This window comes from Ralstonia sp. R-29 (genome assembly GCF_049913345.1).
Lineage (GTDB): Bacteria > Pseudomonadota > Gammaproteobacteria > Burkholderiales > Burkholderiaceae > Ralstonia.
Genome location: NZ_CP184377.1, coordinates 94,196 through 110,913 on the forward strand (window position 1 = coordinate 94,196; position 16,718 = coordinate 110,913).

Here is a 16,718-nt window from a genome sequence, read left to right on the forward strand (position 1 = left end):
GAAATGTGTTCCAAGGCATGCGGCGCGGGCTCACGGTCGTCCGAACCCGCACGGGATACAGCATCCCCCAGGTGACCTTACGGCCGACGGCGCGCTCTGAGCGGGGGATTGTGTTGGATTCGCGGTGCCCATAGTGCTCGTCCATAGTCACGTGGACGACCTACGTGCTGGCCTACGCGAGTCGCCGGAGTTCCACGTGGTAGCCAAAAGGGCGATGCAGAGCGATAGCTGTCTTCTACTTTCCGGCAAAACAGGTCTTCAAAACGTTCAGCACGAAACATCCCTAATAGGGATGTTCGTAACACGTCAATCCTCTAGTATTTGCAGCGCAAAAATCTTGTGCTGGGCCAGTTTTTCGGGCCATCAACGACCGTACGTAGCCCAGCATATTTAACATAGCTGGGGAGAACATGGTCTCGATGACCGAGCTTGCGAGCCTGCTGCGCGAGACCTGCACGCAAGCCAATCGATTGCTGCGCCTACACACACCGCTTGGCTCGAACGTGCTACTGCCGGAGAGGCTCCATGTGCGCGAATGCCTTGATGATGGAGGCTTCCGGCTGGAGTTGAGCGTGCTCTCAGACGAAGCCAATCTCGACGCTTCCAAGTTGCTTGGCCAGGCCGTTCGGGTCGACCTGCTGACGCAGCAGAGCCGCAGCGCGTTGCGTCCCTTTCACGGTCACGTCACCCGCTTCGAACAGGTCGAAGCCAACGGCGGCTTGGCCCGTTACCGAATGGTCATCGAGCCATGGCTGGCGTTCTTGCGCTATCGCCAGGACAGCTTCCTATTCCAGGACATGTCGGTCATTGAGGTCATCGACAGCGTGTTCGGCGACTACAGTGGTCAGGGCCGGCTGGTACCAGCCTGGCGCTGGTCGCTTCGCGATGCTTCGGTCTACACGCGTCGCAGCGTCATCACGCAGTACGAAGAAAGCGACTTCGATTTCGTCACCCGGCTGTTGGCCGAAGAGGGGTTGTTCTACTACTTCGAGCACGAGGCGGCTGATGGTGAGTCACTGGGCGTGCACCGTATGGTCATAGCGGACGCCAATGAGGTCTTCACCGACAACGCTCAGACCTCCATCCGCTTTGGCAGGTCTGATGCCACAGCGAACGAAGACGTCATCGACCGCTGGGCAGAGGTGGCACGCTGGCAGACCAATGCTGTGTCGCTCTCGAGTGCCGACTACCGTGCCAACACCGTCCGCAAAGCTGAGCTCGGGTCGCCTCAGGATGGCAGCCAGCAAATCACCCTGCAGGACACCGACTACCCGGGTCAATACTGGTTCGAAGACAGCAAGCAGGCCGAGCGCGCCGCACGCCTCGTGTTGGAGTCCATCGAGGTCCGCAATGCGCAGACCGACGGCGCAGGGACGGTCCGGACGCTAGCGCCAGCAACGACCTTCTCGCTCGTGGACCACTATGGGCATGACGACGCCGAGCGATTCGTTGCGCTGGTCGTCATCCATCAGGCACGCAACAACTTCAACGAGCGTTTCGCACAGGTTCTCGCTCAAACATTTGGTGGGACTGCAGGCGCCGATACACAGGACCAGACGTTCTATCGCAACCGGTTCACCGTCATCTCATCCAAGGTGCCGTACCGGCCTCAGTTGCAGGACGAGCACGGTCGGCAATTGCATCCGCGCCCAACGGTAGTTGGCACCCAGACCGCGCTCGTCGTTGGCTCCGGTGGTCCCGTCCACACCGACCGCGACCATCGCATCAAGATTCAATTCCATTGGCAGCGCGGCGCACGCTCTGCGAGCCGACAGGCGCACCCCGCCGGCGAGGACAACGCCCGTGCAGACGCCAGCCTTGGCTGCTGGGTTCGCGTCGCCGCGCCGGTAGCCGGTCCAAACTGGGGTAGTGTCGCCTTACCCCGCGTGGGTCAGGAAGTGCTCGTCGAATTCCCGTACGGGGACATCGACCGGCCGGTTGTCGTTGGCGCCGCCTATAACGGCAGTGGCCAGACCGATGCCCAGTACAACCAGAACCAGGCCGGTGCAGCAGGTGCCACAGGTAACGCGCCAGCTTGGTTTGCCGGGAACGCCCAGAGCCAAGGGCCGTATGCGCACAATGCGGTGCTGTCGGGCATCAAGACCCAGGCGCTGAGCAACAGCCAAGACGGCACTGGCGGCCATAACCAGTTGCTGTTCGACGACACGGCTGGCCAGAGTCGCACTCAGCTTGCCACGACGCAAGCGGCGAGCGCACTCACGCTCGGCCACCACAAGGCCCAGAAGGACAACGCTCGCGAAGGTGACCTGGGCCACGGCGCAGCCCTCGAAACGGATGACAGCGGCAGCATGCGCGCCGGCTCTGGACTGTTGTTGAGCGCGCACTCTGCAGATGTCGGCGCCTCATTCCTGGATAGCGAGGATGCTGCCAATCAAATCGAGGCCAGCAGTGACCTCGCGGAGTCCTTGGCCGATGCTGCGCGGAAGCAAAAAGCGGGGCTGGCTGACGAAACTTCCGCGAAGGACCTTCCCGCGCTCGCACAGCTTCGGCACACCACTGAGGTCTTACGTCACGCCGAGACCGGTAGCCAAGGAGCCAGCGCTGTCGCGTACAACCAGCCGCACCTGCAGGTGTCGGCCCCGAAGGGTATCCTGGCCACCACACCAGCAGACGCTGTTCTGGTTGCCACAACACAGCTCACGGCCGTCGCCAAACAGGATGCCAACGTCGCCGCAGGCGGCAACCTGGCCATGGCCTCAACGGAAGGCATCAGTCTGTTCGCTCATGGGAAGGCGGTTGGCCAGACGTCTGATGCGACGCCAGGCATCGCTCTGCACGCCGCAACCGGCAAGGTTGGTTTGACGGCGAGCACCGGTGGCGCAGCATTCGCAGCCGAGAAGCAGGTCACCTTTGCGTCGACCCAGGCGAGCGCCACCGTTGAGGCCAAGCAGCACGTCTTGCTTAACGCCGCCGGCGCTCAAATCAAGGTGACGAACGGGACGATTGAGCTGCACGCACCCGGCATGGTGACTTTCAAGGGCGCCAACCACAACCTCGTGGGTCCAGGCGGAGCTCAGGTCAACAACACCCTGCCCAAAGGGAAGCCGCCTTATGACGAGCAATTCGTGCTGCGCAACAAGGAGACTCAGGAGATTCTGCCCCATCACCCCTATGTCGTTGAGGACGCCAAAGGCAACGTCCTCGCACAAGGCATGACTGATGAGCAGGGGCGTATCTCCCGCGTCTACACAGCCAGTCAAGAAGGCATCAAGGTTCTCTTTTAATCCACCGCCATGGCATTCGAGCGTTCACCCGTCCCCGCTGTCCCGCCGACCGCTACTCCCGCGCCGGCCGCCGAGAGCCGCATCGAGCTGGAACGCCCGCCTGTGCGCGGAACAGCTACGACCAATCCAATCAAAGGCAGCAAGGTATTCGTTGACTACGTGCCTGAGCCGTTGCTCATCTTCCGCCCTGACACTGGCGAGTTCATGTGCATCCCGTCCAAGGACGTGACGCAGTTCGAGAACGACGCGAACTACCTGGACCACGTCATCGACACATACCACAAGGCGAACGCCAAGGCGGACGACTTGGCGGAGCAACTGCACAAACTTGACCTCGCACCACAGTCGGGTCAAGCGAAATACACCGAGACTGCGAAGGCCTTGGAGCAGGCGTATGCGGAGGCAAAGGCCGCGCAAGAGAAGCTTCACGGAGCGCTCAAGCCGCTGGGCAAGATGGACAGTGGACATATGTCGATTGTCGAAATCATCCCCATCTACAACGCGTCTGGCGGACCGGTGCGCAAGTTCCGCAAGTACACCGCGCGCTACGTGCGCTCGGACCGCATCAAGAGCAACTGGGACCGCTACGTCCCGACCGGCTGGGAGAAGCGACAGGGCACGGCGAAGGAAAAGGATTCGGGGCAAAAGTCCTTTATCAAGAAAGAGAATGACCAGTACAAGCTCGACAAGGATGAGTTGAAGAAGGGAGTGTCGACGCTCAAGACCAAGTTCAAAGCCGATTTTCTCAAGCTTGAGACGCACTGCGTCCAGGGAGCTTTGTGGGATTGGGCCGATGGCTGGAATAAGCATCTGAAGTACGACCGCGCGACGAGCAACCCGAACGCGAAGTGGAACAACAACATCGACCTCACAGCGCAAGCACAGGTGATGCGTTATTTCGCTGGCTATGGTCTGGCGACCGAGTGGGACCCGCTCAAGGGCAACTGCGCCCTGAAGGCGAGCGCCCGTGCTGAAGTTGCTATCGCGGAAGCCAAGGCCGTTACGACTATCTATTTCCCTGACCGCGTCGGCTGGGTGTGGAAGCTGACTGACGACCCCAAGGACACTTCCACTGCGGTTCGATTTGCTGCTGAGCTTGCGCTGAACGGGATGGTGGGTGGAAGCATCGTCGGCGAAGCCGGCATCGCAGTCGATTGGACAGATGAGAAACGCAAGGAGTTGGGTCTTTTCGGCGCAGCCGCAACGGCGACCCGTAGGCCGCGAAAGCTGAATGTCAATCAACAGCCGACCGGCCCCGGAGCCAATGCAAAGCTGGAAGATAACCACCTCGACCCAACTGCCAAAGCAGAGTTGGAGGTGTTTGCCGGTGCAAAGGCCGAGGTGAAATTGTGGGGAGGCCTACAGTGGTTGAACCCCGAGCAGTTGGGCTTAGGGTATCAGGAGTTCGCCAAGGTTGGTGACTCCGTGTCCGGTCTACTCGGCGCGGGCGTCGGCTGCATGTTGGAGTTGACTTACGCCTCCGGCAAGTTCCGTTTCCGAATGATGGCGAGTGCGTGCCTGGGATTGGGCGCGAAGGGCAAGCTCGAACTAGAAGTAGACATGGGCCAGATTGCCCAGTTCTGGAAGTGGCTGGCGTTTCAGCTCTACCACGCCAACTACAAGCAGCTTAAATTCATCGCGGCAGAAGCTTTTGACGCGATTGTGAAGCTGCAGGTGATGATTGTCGAAGGAACCATCGAGAAAATCGAAGACACCGTCGGCTGGGCCCAAGAGACCATTAATCGCCAATACAAAGAAATCGTGGACAGCTTCGAGCGTGAGGAGCAGCGTGTTCAGCTAATGAACCGCATTCTGAAGAACGCGGGTGACTACCTTCGCTACACCACACCTGAAGCGAGGGGCATTATGCTGTACCAGATGACACGGCACGACTGGAAGATTGATGGCTGGGATGGCCGCAACCATGGCGGCCGTTACTATGGCCGGCGCAAGGACGCCGTGAAGGCGATTCTGAAGGCAGCTCAGACTCGCCGCGACTTCGACAACATCATCCAGCACATGTCGCCGAACGGTTCGAAGTGCACTGATGTGGTGACTGCCGACAACCGCCAACAAGTGCGAGACTTCCTGAACATGGACATTATCGGAACCGCCAAGGACGGGCAGGTGATAGAAGATTTCTACAACAAGCTGCAAGCCTCACTGAAGTCCGAGCCAACTAGAGGGTTTCCGATGTTCAATAACGATTCGCCACAGTACGCCGAGCAGCGTACGTGGGGCATTGACCACTCCATGCTGGCGGACATCGGCTCGATGCCAATGCCACCCAGCTCGTACGCGTGACAGCAGCTACGGAGTAAGTTGTTTGGCCGCGTTGACCACGCACCGGAAACCGGTTTTCCCTGAACGCTCGGCGAGAACTTCACCGGTATACCGGCTCTTAAACGGCGGCACAACGGGCTCGCTTTTGTGTCGGTACATAGTCACGGACGATGCATAGTCATCCTCGATGCCCCTAAGCACCTTCTCGGTTCCGGTCGCGGGCCCTTGTGGGTTCTTGCGCGGAGAGTGCTCATAGTAGTCCGGGTCAAACCAATCGTTCACCCATTCCTGCCCGTGCGCGCCCATGTCATACAGGCCTAGGGGATTCGGTGGGAATTTGCCGTTTGGATAGACGGCTGGGGAATCCGCATTCGGCAGCATCTTTTTTCGCTGCTCATAGCTCGCAACGTTGCGCCCCTCCTCGTACTTGCCATTGTCCGTACCGAAGGGGACATACTTGCCACGACTGCGGGCGGCGAACTCCCATTGCGCTTCTGTTGGTAAATCGAAGGGTTGGCCGGTTACGTTCGCAAGCCATCCGCAATAGGCTTTTGCCTCTGGCCAGTTGACGCCAGCAGGCACGTCAGGGACCGTTCTGTATTCCTTATCAAACTTGGCCTGCGCGATATGCGGTTTGCCGACAGCATCGGTGTACACGTCAAAGTCGGCGACCGTAACCTTGTACTTCGACATCGAGAAGCTGTCCAACTCGACCTCATGCAGCGGCGTCGCGTGGGCTCGGCCAGGCGCATACGGCATTTTGTCTGGTGTGCTGACCGGGCCAAAATCGCCCATCTTGAACGTGCCGCCCTTGACGAAAACGAGGTTCGATTTCGTCTTCTGAATTAGAACTTGGACTTCATGGCTCGCATCGAGTGCCCACGCATGCGAGCCAACGAACAGGACTACTGCAGTCGTCAGTGTACGGAGAGTCTGGGGTGGAATTGGCAGCCAGGACATTGTGAGCGCGGACGGGCAAGCGGAGAACAGCCCATATTATGGAGAGAAACCCGGCCACCTCCCCATCGCGTTACATATATGAAGATTCGGCAAAATTGCGTCATGCATCGCCAGTTGCGCGACTCGCCGCCAGCGACGCTTCTGTTTGCGTACGCGTGTTCTGCGGCATGACCGTATCGCGGCCGGCTGCCTTGGCCTCATACAGCCGCTGGTCGGCTTGGTGGACCAACTGCTCCTCGGCAGTGCCAAGCGTCGCATCTTCATCAAAGGCGGAAACGCCAATACTTACCGTCAGATGGCCGCCGGGAGCGCCGATGTGAAGCTGGTTGGCCGCGGCGACCGCCTGCCGAATCTTCTCCGCTACGCGGACGCCTCCTGCAAGGTCCGTATTCGGGAGGAGCACGCAGAACTCCTCACCACCATAGCGGCCGGCGAAATCTCCCGGACGGCGGACGCTCTCTGCGATGCAGCGCGCGACAACACATAGCGCGGCATCGCCAGCAATGTGCCCGTAGTGGTCATTGAAAGCCTTGAAGTTGTCTACATCGACCATCAACACGGCCAGGCCTTGCTTGTTTCGCTTCGCACGTCTCAGTTCCACGTCAAGGGCGGCATCCAGCGCCCGGCGTGTGCCGAGACCCGTCAGGCTGTCGGTGTCTGCAAGCAACTGGAGCTGCTGCTCCATCTCAAGCCGTCGATGGAACTGCTTTGCGAGCGCAAACGTCATCCAGACGAAGACCAAAGTGAGCGCGCCCATGACCCCGCCAATGGCCCAAGACCGCCGTCTCCATTCAGCGTAGATGTCGTCTGTCGCAAGTCCCAGCACGACTATCAGTTGATACTTCCCAATATGCTTGAAGCTGTAAAGACGCTCTGTACCATCCAACGCGGCGGTGCCGAGATAGCTGCCCCCATCAGCCTGGAGAAGCGGCTTGAACGATGCCGCGCTTGCAATGCTCCGGCCGACTTCTTCGCTGTGATAGGGCCGCCGCATGAGAACCGTTCCGTCGGTTCGCAGCAGCGTGATGGAATCGCGCTCACCCAGAGCAAGTCCGTCAAATAGGCGACGGAAGTAGTTCAGCCGCATCGTTCCCACGACAATGCCTGCGAACTGCCCTTGTGCATCATCCAGCCGCTGACTGAGCCCAATGGACAGGTCCGCGCCGGTGGTGCGGGGCGAAAAAGGCTTGCTGATATACACGCCCATGTAGGGCGCCTCCTGCTGGTGAATCCGGAAATAGTCTCGGTCGGCGAGATTGACCTTTCTGGGCGGCACCGACCGGGAGTCGATAACGATGTTGCCTGCTGCGTCGGTCACCAACAACGAGCCCATATCTTTCGCGTTGCTCGACCTGTCGAAGAGAATTTGCTGTTGGACCTTGGGTGGCAGCCGGAGTACGTCAGGGTCCTTCACACCATCGACGACGGCCTCCATCGAGAGTTCGTAAATTTCGAGATTGCGCTCGATGTCGCGCTGCAGAATCAAGGCGAGATTGTCAGCCGTGTCGCGTGCGCGCTCCAGGGCATCGACTCGCATTTCGTAAAGTGCAAATGCTACGACGCTCGCGACGGCTATTGCCGCTACAACGCCTGCGATGATGAAGAGGACCGGGCGGGCGAGAAAAGTGCTCGCGACTTTCGTCAGCGTCATAGGGAACCCTGTGTTCTGCGGGTTTTTACTGTCGCGCACTGTATGCCTGACTCCGAGGGTTCGATATTGTGCCTTCTTTGTGGATGGATTCTAGCGCTTCGCTCTAAACCATCTTGAGCTGCCTCGCCGCATTCCGACTGAGGTCATTGCCCGAAGCTGGAGTTATCGCTTATCGGTTGTCTCGCTTGTTACCCAGTCAAAGCAGTCTTCTAAACGCTGAGCGGTGAGGTGTTGGCAACATGAAATCCCGTTAAATAGACCTCCGAAACTCGGCAATTCCGCTATTCTTACCTTGCTCCGCATAACCTAGAGGAAACCATGGCGACATACAAAGACCTGCTCGCACAGAAAGCCAAACTTGAAGAACAGCTTGCCGCTGCACATGCGGCGGAACTCGAGACGGTCATCGCGCAGACACGCCAAATCATCATCGAGTACGGGCTAACAGCGGAGGACCTTGGGCTCGCAGCAAAGACCAAGAAGCGCAAAGGCGGGACGGTTGCGCCCAAATATCAGGACCCCAAATCGGGCGCTACATGGACTGGTCGTGGGCGCGCGCCTGCCTGGATTGCGGGCAAGAATTTCGAGCGGTTCCTGATTAAGTAATCTCTTCCCGACTTCGCAGTCGCTCCGCTGGCGTGGTGTAAGACTCACGCCGGCAACGGGCCAACATGGCTGGGCTATCAGGGTTTCCGCCTCAATTATCTGCGACCGGTCAAAAAATCGTGCCAGTCGGACGCGTAGGCACAGTCCATGGGCGTGAGGTCTTCTTCAACCACTGGGCACCCAGAATACTGAATGCGCTTGCGGAAGAGCGTTGCTGCGGGCTCCGGTATTTCGCTCAGGCGAACGTAGTCCATGTTACCTGCGCGGTAGATATGGACACTGATGGGTTCAGGACGAGGTGGAAGCTCTTCTTTGCCAGTCAACGCGACAGCGAGTGCGCGTGCAACAAGGTCGAACACAGACGACGCGTACCGCGGGTACGACCGCAACGTTGTCTTTTCACCGTGTTCGTACGTGTCTTCGGAAAGCTGGACGACGTAGTCAGGCGCAGTGCTCCGCTCGCGCCGTCCAATTTCCGCGGTGGCTATCACCTTGCCTGTGCCGGGTCGGCCCCGGCTCACTACTTCGACAGTGACCTTCAGCATAATGAGTATGCGGCTGGCGTCGTTGAACGTTTCTTGCCCTGCGAGGTAGGGCAATTTTAGGCGCGCCCGGTGTGTACGCAATGTTCATTGCGAATATTCCAATGCGCGACCTGAATTTATTGACGTTAAATGGCGCATCGCTCCGATTCTGTCCCCACGCGCCTTGTCTCCAAGCTTGACGAGCAGCGCATGGAAATTCGAAAGCTCGAATTCCTTGAGGATGGGCGAGTCGGGTAGCTACCGAACCACGCTAGTGCCCAGCCTTCTCTGTTGCAGACTCTTCAGCGGCCTGCTTCCCGAGCAGGATGGCGGCACTCAGCGCCATTCCCTCGGAGATGAACCCCTCCGGGGAACACGCCGGTGCCCAGTCCGTCGGTGAGCCTTTGGCTGGGACGTACCGATATTGACTTGCCCACCGGTTGTCCGCTCGTCGCTCAGTGCGAATGTCGATGGCGCCGCTCTTGGCTTTCACAGTGATTTCCATGGGAGTCCCCGAAAAATATCCCCTCCCTCTTTTTGTGCGCCGTCTTCCAGCAGCGCGCGTTAGCCATATGAATGATTGATGCGGATGTCCAGAAGGCTGGACCGTACATTGCTAACGGGCCGCGCCAGGCTTCGGTCTTGGGTGACCGCCGGCCCTCGCGCTAGGCTAGGCGAATTGCCACCTGTCGCGCGCGATGCAAGAACGGCGGGACGTGTTGGTGGACTAGGCGGGAGTGTAATGACCCAGTGAAAACCTGCTCACGTCACAATGGAAGAAAAGACGATGAGCACGAAGATGGAAGAAGACATCAAGCGGTGGACGGCCAAGCGCAAGAGCGCGTTGGTGCTGGACATCATTCAGGGCAAGACGACAGTGGCAGAGGCCAGCCGCGCCTATGACCTGTCGCCCTCCGAGGTCGAGGGTTGGGTGGATGACGGCAAGCGCGGCATGGAGAATGCGCTGCGGGCCAACCCGCTGGACCTGAAAGATCAGTACGAGCGGCAGATCAAGGACCTGCAGGAAGCGTACGGCGAAGCCATGCTGGAGTTGCGCGCAAGAAAAAAATTGCAGTCCCTGCTGGGCGAGGACGACAAGTGATCGAGATGATCCGCCAGGGACTGCAGGCTGACGGCATTACCGTCTCGATCTCGAAGCTGTGCCGGTGGTTTAACGTACCGCGTCGCAGCGTGTATTACCGGCCAGTCAAGGCAGAGCCGAAGGTCCAGGCCCGCTTCGCGGAGCCGATCAAGGCGATGATCGAAGAGTCGCCGTCGTTCGGTTACCGTACCGTCGCGTATCTGCTGGGGTTCAATAAGAACACCGTGCAGCGCATCTTCCAGCTCATGGGTTGGCAGGTTCGCAAACGTCCCGTCGGCTTCCGGCCGCGCATTCAGGCGATGCCGTCAGTGGCCACGGCACCGAACGAGCGCTGGTCGACCGACATGTGCCGCGTCTGGGCCGGCCGAGACGGTTGGGCAACGCTGGCGCTGGTGATCGACTGCCACACACGGGAGCTGCTGGGTTGGCACCTGTCGCGCAGCGGCAAGGCCACTACGGCGTCGAGCGCGCTGGAGCATGCGCTCATCGCCCGGTTCGGTACCCTGGGAAGGGTTCCGACACCATTCTTGCTTCGCAGCGACAACGGCCTGGTCTTTACGAGCCGCGATTACACAGCCTTGGTGCGCAGCTATGGCCTGCGTCAGGAGTTCATCACGCCGCACTGCCCGCAACAGAACGGCATGGTCGAGCGCGTGATCCGCACGCTCAAGGAGCAATGCGTGCATCGTCATCGCTTCGAAACGCTGCAGCATGCCAGTCGTGCGATCGCCGACTGGATTCAGTTCTACAACCACCGACGGCCCCACCAAGCGCTGAAGATGAAGACCCCGGCTGAGGCATTCGCTTTAGCCGCCTAACCTGTGCAGGTTTCACTGGGTCATTACAGGAGGCGATTCTATTGCACACGTGTGAATGGCCGCCGTGCACTTCGAACGACGGTGGCGGTCGGGCGTGGTATTGCTCGGGACACGCCGCCGTGCCGTCCCCCGCGATTAGGCCCAGCTGCACGTCCACCAGGACCCGTTCGGAAACCGTCTCGTCCCCAAAGCAGAAGCCGCTTTGCGAATGTCACTCGCCGCGCTTCGCACGGCACTTTTCGAGTTCTTGGGAGAGGGCCTCAATCTCAAACTCCATACTGGCCGCCCGCCGGAGCAACTGAGCGATTCGGTGCCAGTATTCGTAACCGAGGTCTCCGTCTGCTAACGCGAGTTCATGCAACTTGCGAAGGGCAATGTCCAGGTCGATTGGGTTCTCGGAAGTCATCATCGTCCTCCCTTGTGCGCCCGCGCCGGTTCATCAAGGCAGCAGGCCCAGATGCGCATCAGCGGCGCGCACGCTTCCGCTCATCATGTCCTCGGGCATCATCAATCATCACGCGAACGATTGAAGGGTTAGCCTGCGAAAGGTGCTGCAACTCTGCGTGGTACCCATAGAGTCGATGCAGTGCGACTGCTATCGCACATGAGCGCGAGTATCCGCCCTCACAATGCACGACGACGGATGCGATTTCCGAGGGTAGGGTTTCGACAAACGCGCGGATAGCAGAGCCATGCTCAGCCGTGAACGCGTGAGGAAGCTTTTCCTTCGCTCTAGCCGACAGTTCTGGATTAAGGAAGTCGACGTCGACAAAGCTCAGCCGCAGCACGTGAGCAAAGCCAGCGATGTTGGCTGGTGAGCGTTCTGGCGCGGTGACCGAGATGACGGCAATGGATGCGAGTTCTGGAAGGCGCTCAGCGTCCGAACGCGATAGTGCGAACACCTGTCGTCTGCCATCGGCCCGAGGCCTGTACAGCTTGCTGAGGATGTCTTGCAGGCGTTGCGCCATTCTCGGCCTCAAGCATCTCGGGCCGCTGCACATTTCACCATGGAACACTGATAGGTCCATGAGAGCAGGTCGGCGGCAAGCGTGGCATCCCGGAGCTCATATACGGCAAACATCGCACGCGCGTAGTCGTCTCTGGTGACATCCTGAAACGTCAGGGGAGCGCAGTTGTGAAGCAGCAGCGGGATGTTTGCTGCGAGGCGGCTAGTAAGTTCGTTACCGCAGCAAAACGGTTGCAGGTAAGCGAGCTGTATCCATAGAAACAAGGCAGCCTCGACTGGGTTCTCGATGCGGGCCGCTTTATCCACGATGGATTCCAGCATTGTCTCGATGACATCAGGTTCCTGCATTGGTGAGTAGAGCGTGCCGGCAATGCCTAACGGGCCCTCACGAATGGCGCCAAGCGAGCTGCTATTTACAACCAGGTCCTGCATGAGAATCGCGTGCACATTCCGCAGGACTAGGGCTGAAAGGCCTTCCTGAGAAACACTGTCGGCAAGGAATTCGACGGCCGCTCTGTGATTGAGCAGCATCACCGTGTCGCCGTCACAGCGAAGCGCTCCACCAGTGAGCAGTTCCGTCGCCGCGTGCATGCTGTAGCGGTTGCCTTCCAGGCGGGACGAGTTCCAGGACAGGTCGATGAGCGAGTCCATGAGGGCTTGGCCTGCATAGGCGCCTGCCGACAGCGTCTGGCGCAGACGGCCCGCGCGATAGAGTTCTGCCGCCACTTCGCGCGGCATCAGCTGCGATTGGCTCGGTGTGTACCGTTGGACGAAATCACGTTGGTATGTGACAGGGCCTCGCGCTGCCATTGGAACGTCGAGCTGACGCATAAGCCTGACTGCCGCTGCCGACCAGATTGGATGCGCTGCGATTTCAGTCTTGGAGCCCACAGCCGTCGTCGCAAAAGAAGCGCCCCAGGTTTGTGAAAAGGGCGGCTCGTCTCACTGGAGCTTTATCGAGGCGTGGCCATCTCCGTTTTAGACCACGAGCATGCTTTTGCCAATGCCTCCTTCAATAGACGTCGAGCTTGTGAGTGGTAAGCGTGTCGCCGATATTTTTCTTGCGTTTCTCTCGAGTGGTTCTATATTCATGGTGTGGAATATTCCACACCATGAATATAGGGTCATGCCTGGTGTGGTCCGCAAAGCTAGGTGGAAAGATGCTGCTTGCTTTCCGCTGCAGCCGCTGCGATGTCGCTGTGGTCGACAAAACGCTCCAAGCCCGTGATATTTGAGAGGCTTGAGAGTTGCAGCAATAAGGTGAAGGGGAAGCTACCGGTTTCAATCAGCGCCATCAGTGCTTCTGGCGTGATGTCTGCGCTGACCTTTGCAAGGTGTTTTGCAAACCTTGTTAGGTCTACGCTTTGCCTCTTCAGCTCTAGGAGGAAGATATGTGTCGCACATTCTTCCCAGTCACTGCATCGGTCCAGAACTCTCGTCCAGTGAGCAGGGTTCTCCGAGCCAACCGCGGCGAGAACTTGCAAAAAAAACGCCAGCGAGTATGTCCCTCGTGTGGCCTTTCCTTCAACGCTTCGCGTCGTCTCGTCTGCCCCGCAATCGCGAAGGTGTTCGGCCGCACTCGAATACGTTGCACCCTTGCGGATAAGCAAGCCCCGAAGCGTGCGCGACGCGAGGCGCGTCCAGGAGGTCTCCACATGGCTCACTGTTCAGTTCCCTGAGTATGCCGCGTCGGCGCCGTGAAATTGACGCTATGCCGGCCGAACACTGACGGGTCTATTCAGTATAGCTTTGAAATGAGCATTATTGTGCGCTCCGGTTTGTCTTGTGACTACTTAAGACCGGGTGGGGCGTCCACGCTCACGTTCTTTTGGCGTTTGCGGAATTAACAGTTTAATGGGAAACGTGTATCTGGAAATCGCATATTCCGCAATTCAATTTGCTCGCGCCATTAACTTGAGAAAACCGCGCCGCAGGCTGGTTTCCGGGCGATTGTCCTTTGATGACTTGCTGAGTGCGAATTTTATGGTAAGCGATGAAATTGGCCTGCTTTCTCGCAGAACTTAATTGAATACTATCACTTGAAATAGTCAATCCTGACTTCGGCGACTTATGTGCGAGTTTACCTCTTGTTTTCGATGGCCGAGGTAGTTAAGATTCTCGCCGGCTGCAAAAGTGTGGTAACTGCACATTGCCATGCAGTCGACAACGTGTCCGGGATTTGCCTTTGTGTTTTGGGAGCGGTACCCCACAAAGTACAAAGGCAAGTCCCGGATTGAACCAGGACTTGCCTTCGAGCGACTCCTGTGGAAGGAACCGCGAGCTGGGAAGTCTCGCGCGTATCCTGCCACAGTGGGTTGCTTCGGTCAAGTGTTTCCGCTCGCCCGTACGAAGGGCGGCTAACCGACATGGAGAAACCTGTGGCTACGCCTACATCCCCATCTATTCGCAGAGCGATTGCTCCGCTCCCTTCATTCCGACCGCCGGGCAGCCTATTGCTGGCCTGTTCGCGTCCTCGTTCGCGGCCACCGCTGTGCGCGGTTGCGCCAGGCAGCTCTGCTGCCTGACCACGCCATCGGACCGAGCTTACCGAGACGGTAACGCGTAGCTCTTCGCCATCTAGCCGCACCGCCGATTGACCCGGCGGATGGCTAGCTGCGCGCGTGCTTTCGCAAGCGCGCTGGCAGCGTTGCGCCCGCACGTCTTCAGAAGACTCGGAAACCATCAATGTATCGCGCCGTTTGCGAGGCCCGAGCTCGCCCGGAAATGGTGCAACCCATCCGGTTTTTCAGCAATGAACCATAAAAACGAAAGCACAACCCTCGTCGACGTCCTGCCGGCCGGCGAGGACAACCCCTGTGTCAACAACCTCCCGGCGGTACCGAAGGGGAACGCGGCAGCAACGATATTTCTCCGCGGCTGGCATCCCCACGCGCCTGTGCCAGCGAATCGAGCTGTGCGCCGCAGTCGGATTGGGCAAGATGAGGAGCAACCGTTGGTTCCGTTTCCCGAGCACACCCGCCTGCTTGTGCAGGTGACCGCCTTGGTACGAAGAGGCTACGCTCACCGGAATCCCCTGTCCCCCGCATTCCACGCCACGGCCCATTCGGCCTTGTCCGCCGCCGCTCAGGGAAGTGACAGGCATGGCCACCTCTGGCTGAGGCCAGAACTGAATGTCCCGGGCGCCCGACCCCGTGGCTTGCTCTTTGTCACACCAGCGCGAATGGGGCGCCGCGTCATTGCCGAGCGCATCGCGAGCTTCCTCGGGGAAGAACCTATTCCTTTGCACGTGCCCACGCCGACAGGGAGCGTGCACTACATCCAGATTCCGGTGTTGCGGGTGCTGTGGCCTGACGGTGGCGCTCCGGCACAGTTCGTGACGAACTTCTTGGGCGCGTTCGACAGAGCGCTCGGCTCGCATTATTCAGCCGCTATTCGACCGTCGCGCTTCCGACTCCATGAAGAAGCGCTCTCACTCCTCAGCGGTTTCAGCATTGCTGCCAACGTTGGCCTCATTATCGTTGAGCGCATCAATGGTCGCGATGCAGGAGCCAGGGCGGCAAATTCGCTTTGGAACCTGCTGGGCCAGTTCACTCGGACCACCGGGATTCCCATCTTGATGATGGCAAGCACCGCTGCCGCTTCGCACCTGATGCGCAAAACCAGCGCAGCTAGCGAGCTGACAGCCGGAGGTGTGCTATGCATGGACCCGCCATCGGCAACCTCGCAGGCATACGCTGACCTGTGCACGTTGGCATTCCAGAACACGATGAAGGGCCAGGGTCCCGCACCGAGCTGGCTTGTCGAGGCTCTGGCAGAGAAAACGCATTGCCGACTCGCACTGGCCCAGAAGGTCTGTTTTCGATTGGGGCGCTCTGTCGGTAAAGCCGACACGTCCAAGGCACCCCACAACCTCGACACTCTGATTGACGAGGCCCTCTACATCGAAGGGCCTGCGTTGCAGTCGCTCACAACCCTTGGTGATGGTCGAGGCTTCACAGTGGATGGCTTGCGCCGGTTCAGTGACTGGTTGCCAACTGGCCACGCACCGTTGCTCGTTCCCATGCCCGAACGCATGCTGGTGACGTCACGAGCGGGCCTGCAGTTCCAAAAGGAGGACCCGAAATGAATCATCTTCCTCTGAACACACTGGCCGGGGAGTCGGCCACCAGCATCCTAGTATCCGATGCTGCTGTATCGGTCGAGCCCGCGACAAAACGGCTTGCCAATCTTAGTTTTCGACGGGGTGGTGCATTCCTCTATAGCGTGCCTTGCCGGCTTCAGACATGGCAACAGGTACTGGGAGACCTGTACGGGTCGCCGTGGGACATCTTGACGGAGCACTCATGCTTTCCCGCTTTTGCTGCGGGGATGGCTTCAGAGTGCGCGGCACATGGTGTTGCTCAACTCCAATTCGGAACACGTAGCCGGACGGTGTTTCCCCGGCTCCCAGCACTTCTGGAACCAGGAAACCGATATGGGCTGCGTTGCCCAGTCTGCAAGGCAGAGGCGATGCTAGTCATCGGGAGGCAGCCCTCTTTCGTATGCCATTGCCTACCCTTCATCTCCAGGTGTGGAGACCACGGCGAACTGCTCCATCTGGA

At 59.1% G+C, this 16,718-nt stretch carries 12 protein-coding genes and 1 pseudogene; 7 read left to right on the forward strand and 6 right to left on the reverse strand.

Features of this window, described 5'->3' with window-relative positions:
- Nucleotides 1-410: 410 nt before the first annotated feature.
- The gene (locus ACN9M1_RS00440; RefSeq protein WP_426396446.1) at nt 411-3,245 is read left to right on the forward strand and encodes a type VI secretion system Vgr family protein; all 2,835 of its coding nucleotides are present in this window, start codon (nt 411-413) and stop codon (nt 3,243-3,245) included.
- A gap of 9 nt (nt 3,246-3,254) precedes the next feature.
- Nucleotides 3,255-5,549, forward strand: coding sequence for a hypothetical protein (locus tag ACN9M1_RS00445; protein WP_426396448.1), 2,295 nt, complete (start codon nt 3,255-3,257; stop codon nt 5,547-5,549).
- Nucleotides 5,550-5,555: 6 nt separating this feature from the next.
- Here ACN9M1_RS00445 and ACN9M1_RS00450 read toward each other — a convergent pair whose 3' ends face one another.
- Both ACN9M1_RS00450 and ACN9M1_RS00455 read right to left on the reverse strand, forming a co-directional pair.
- The gene (locus ACN9M1_RS00450; protein ID WP_426396449.1) at nt 5,556-6,488 is read right to left on the reverse strand and encodes a formylglycine-generating enzyme family protein; all 933 of its coding nucleotides are present in this window, start codon (nt 6,486-6,488) and stop codon (nt 5,556-5,558) included.
- 100 nt (nt 6,489-6,588) lie between these two features.
- Entirely contained in the window at nt 6,589-8,139 is a 1,551-nt protein-coding gene (locus ACN9M1_RS00455; RefSeq protein WP_426396450.1) for a sensor domain-containing diguanylate cyclase, read from the reverse strand.
- Nucleotides 8,140-8,457: 318 nt separating this feature from the next.
- Between ACN9M1_RS00455 and ACN9M1_RS00460 the strand changes: the two genes are divergently transcribed.
- The 4 genes from ACN9M1_RS00460 to ACN9M1_RS00475 all read left to right on the forward strand — a co-directional run bounded on the left by ACN9M1_RS00460 (nt 8,458) and on the right by ACN9M1_RS00475 (nt 11,189).
- A complete protein-coding gene (locus ACN9M1_RS00460) occupies nt 8,458-8,745 on the forward strand; it encodes an H-NS family nucleoid-associated regulatory protein (protein WP_426396452.1) in 288 nt (95 codons plus the stop codon).
- Between the two features lie 674 nt (nt 8,746-9,419).
- Nucleotides 9,420-9,527, forward strand: a complete 108-nt coding sequence (locus tag ACN9M1_RS00465; RefSeq protein WP_426396454.1) for a DUF6881 domain-containing protein — start codon at nt 9,420-9,422, stop codon at nt 9,525-9,527.
- 529 nt (nt 9,528-10,056) lie between these two features.
- On the forward strand, nt 10,057-10,371 hold the full coding sequence (locus ACN9M1_RS00470) for a DUF1153 domain-containing protein (RefSeq protein ID WP_004637757.1): 315 nt from the start codon (nt 10,057-10,059) through the stop codon (nt 10,369-10,371).
- 5 nt (nt 10,372-10,376) lie between these two features.
- Nucleotides 10,377-11,189 carry an IS3 family transposase gene (locus tag ACN9M1_RS00475; RefSeq protein WP_112278744.1) on the forward strand — a complete coding sequence of 271 codons (813 nt, stop codon included), beginning with the start codon at nt 10,377-10,379 and terminating at the stop codon, nt 11,187-11,189.
- A gap of 464 nt (nt 11,190-11,653) precedes the next feature.
- Here ACN9M1_RS00475 and ACN9M1_RS00480 read toward each other — a convergent pair whose 3' ends face one another.
- The 4 genes and pseudogenes from ACN9M1_RS00480 to ACN9M1_RS00495 all read right to left on the reverse strand — a co-directional run.
- The gene (locus tag ACN9M1_RS00480) at nt 11,654-12,157 is read right to left on the reverse strand and encodes a hypothetical protein (RefSeq protein ID WP_426396456.1); all 504 of its coding nucleotides are present in this window, start codon (nt 12,155-12,157) and stop codon (nt 11,654-11,656) included.
- Between the two features lie 8 nt (nt 12,158-12,165).
- Entirely contained in the window at nt 12,166-12,894 is a 729-nt protein-coding gene (locus ACN9M1_RS00485; protein ID WP_426396458.1) for a Fic family protein, read from the reverse strand.
- 410 nt (nt 12,895-13,304) lie between these two features.
- Complete coding sequence (locus tag ACN9M1_RS00490) at nt 13,305-13,451, reverse strand: hypothetical protein (RefSeq protein WP_426398916.1); 147 nt, start codon at nt 13,449-13,451, stop codon at nt 13,305-13,307.
- 9 nt (nt 13,452-13,460) lie between these two features.
- Nucleotides 13,461-13,820, reverse strand: a pseudogene (locus ACN9M1_RS00495) (DUF6471 domain-containing protein); the annotation flags it as partial.
- Between the two features lie 1,517 nt (nt 13,821-15,337).
- Here ACN9M1_RS00495 and ACN9M1_RS00500 point away from each other — a divergent pair.
- A complete protein-coding gene (locus ACN9M1_RS00500; RefSeq protein WP_426396460.1) occupies nt 15,338-16,243 on the forward strand; it encodes a hypothetical protein in 906 nt (301 codons plus the stop codon).
- Nucleotides 16,244-16,718 lie beyond the last annotated feature (475 nt).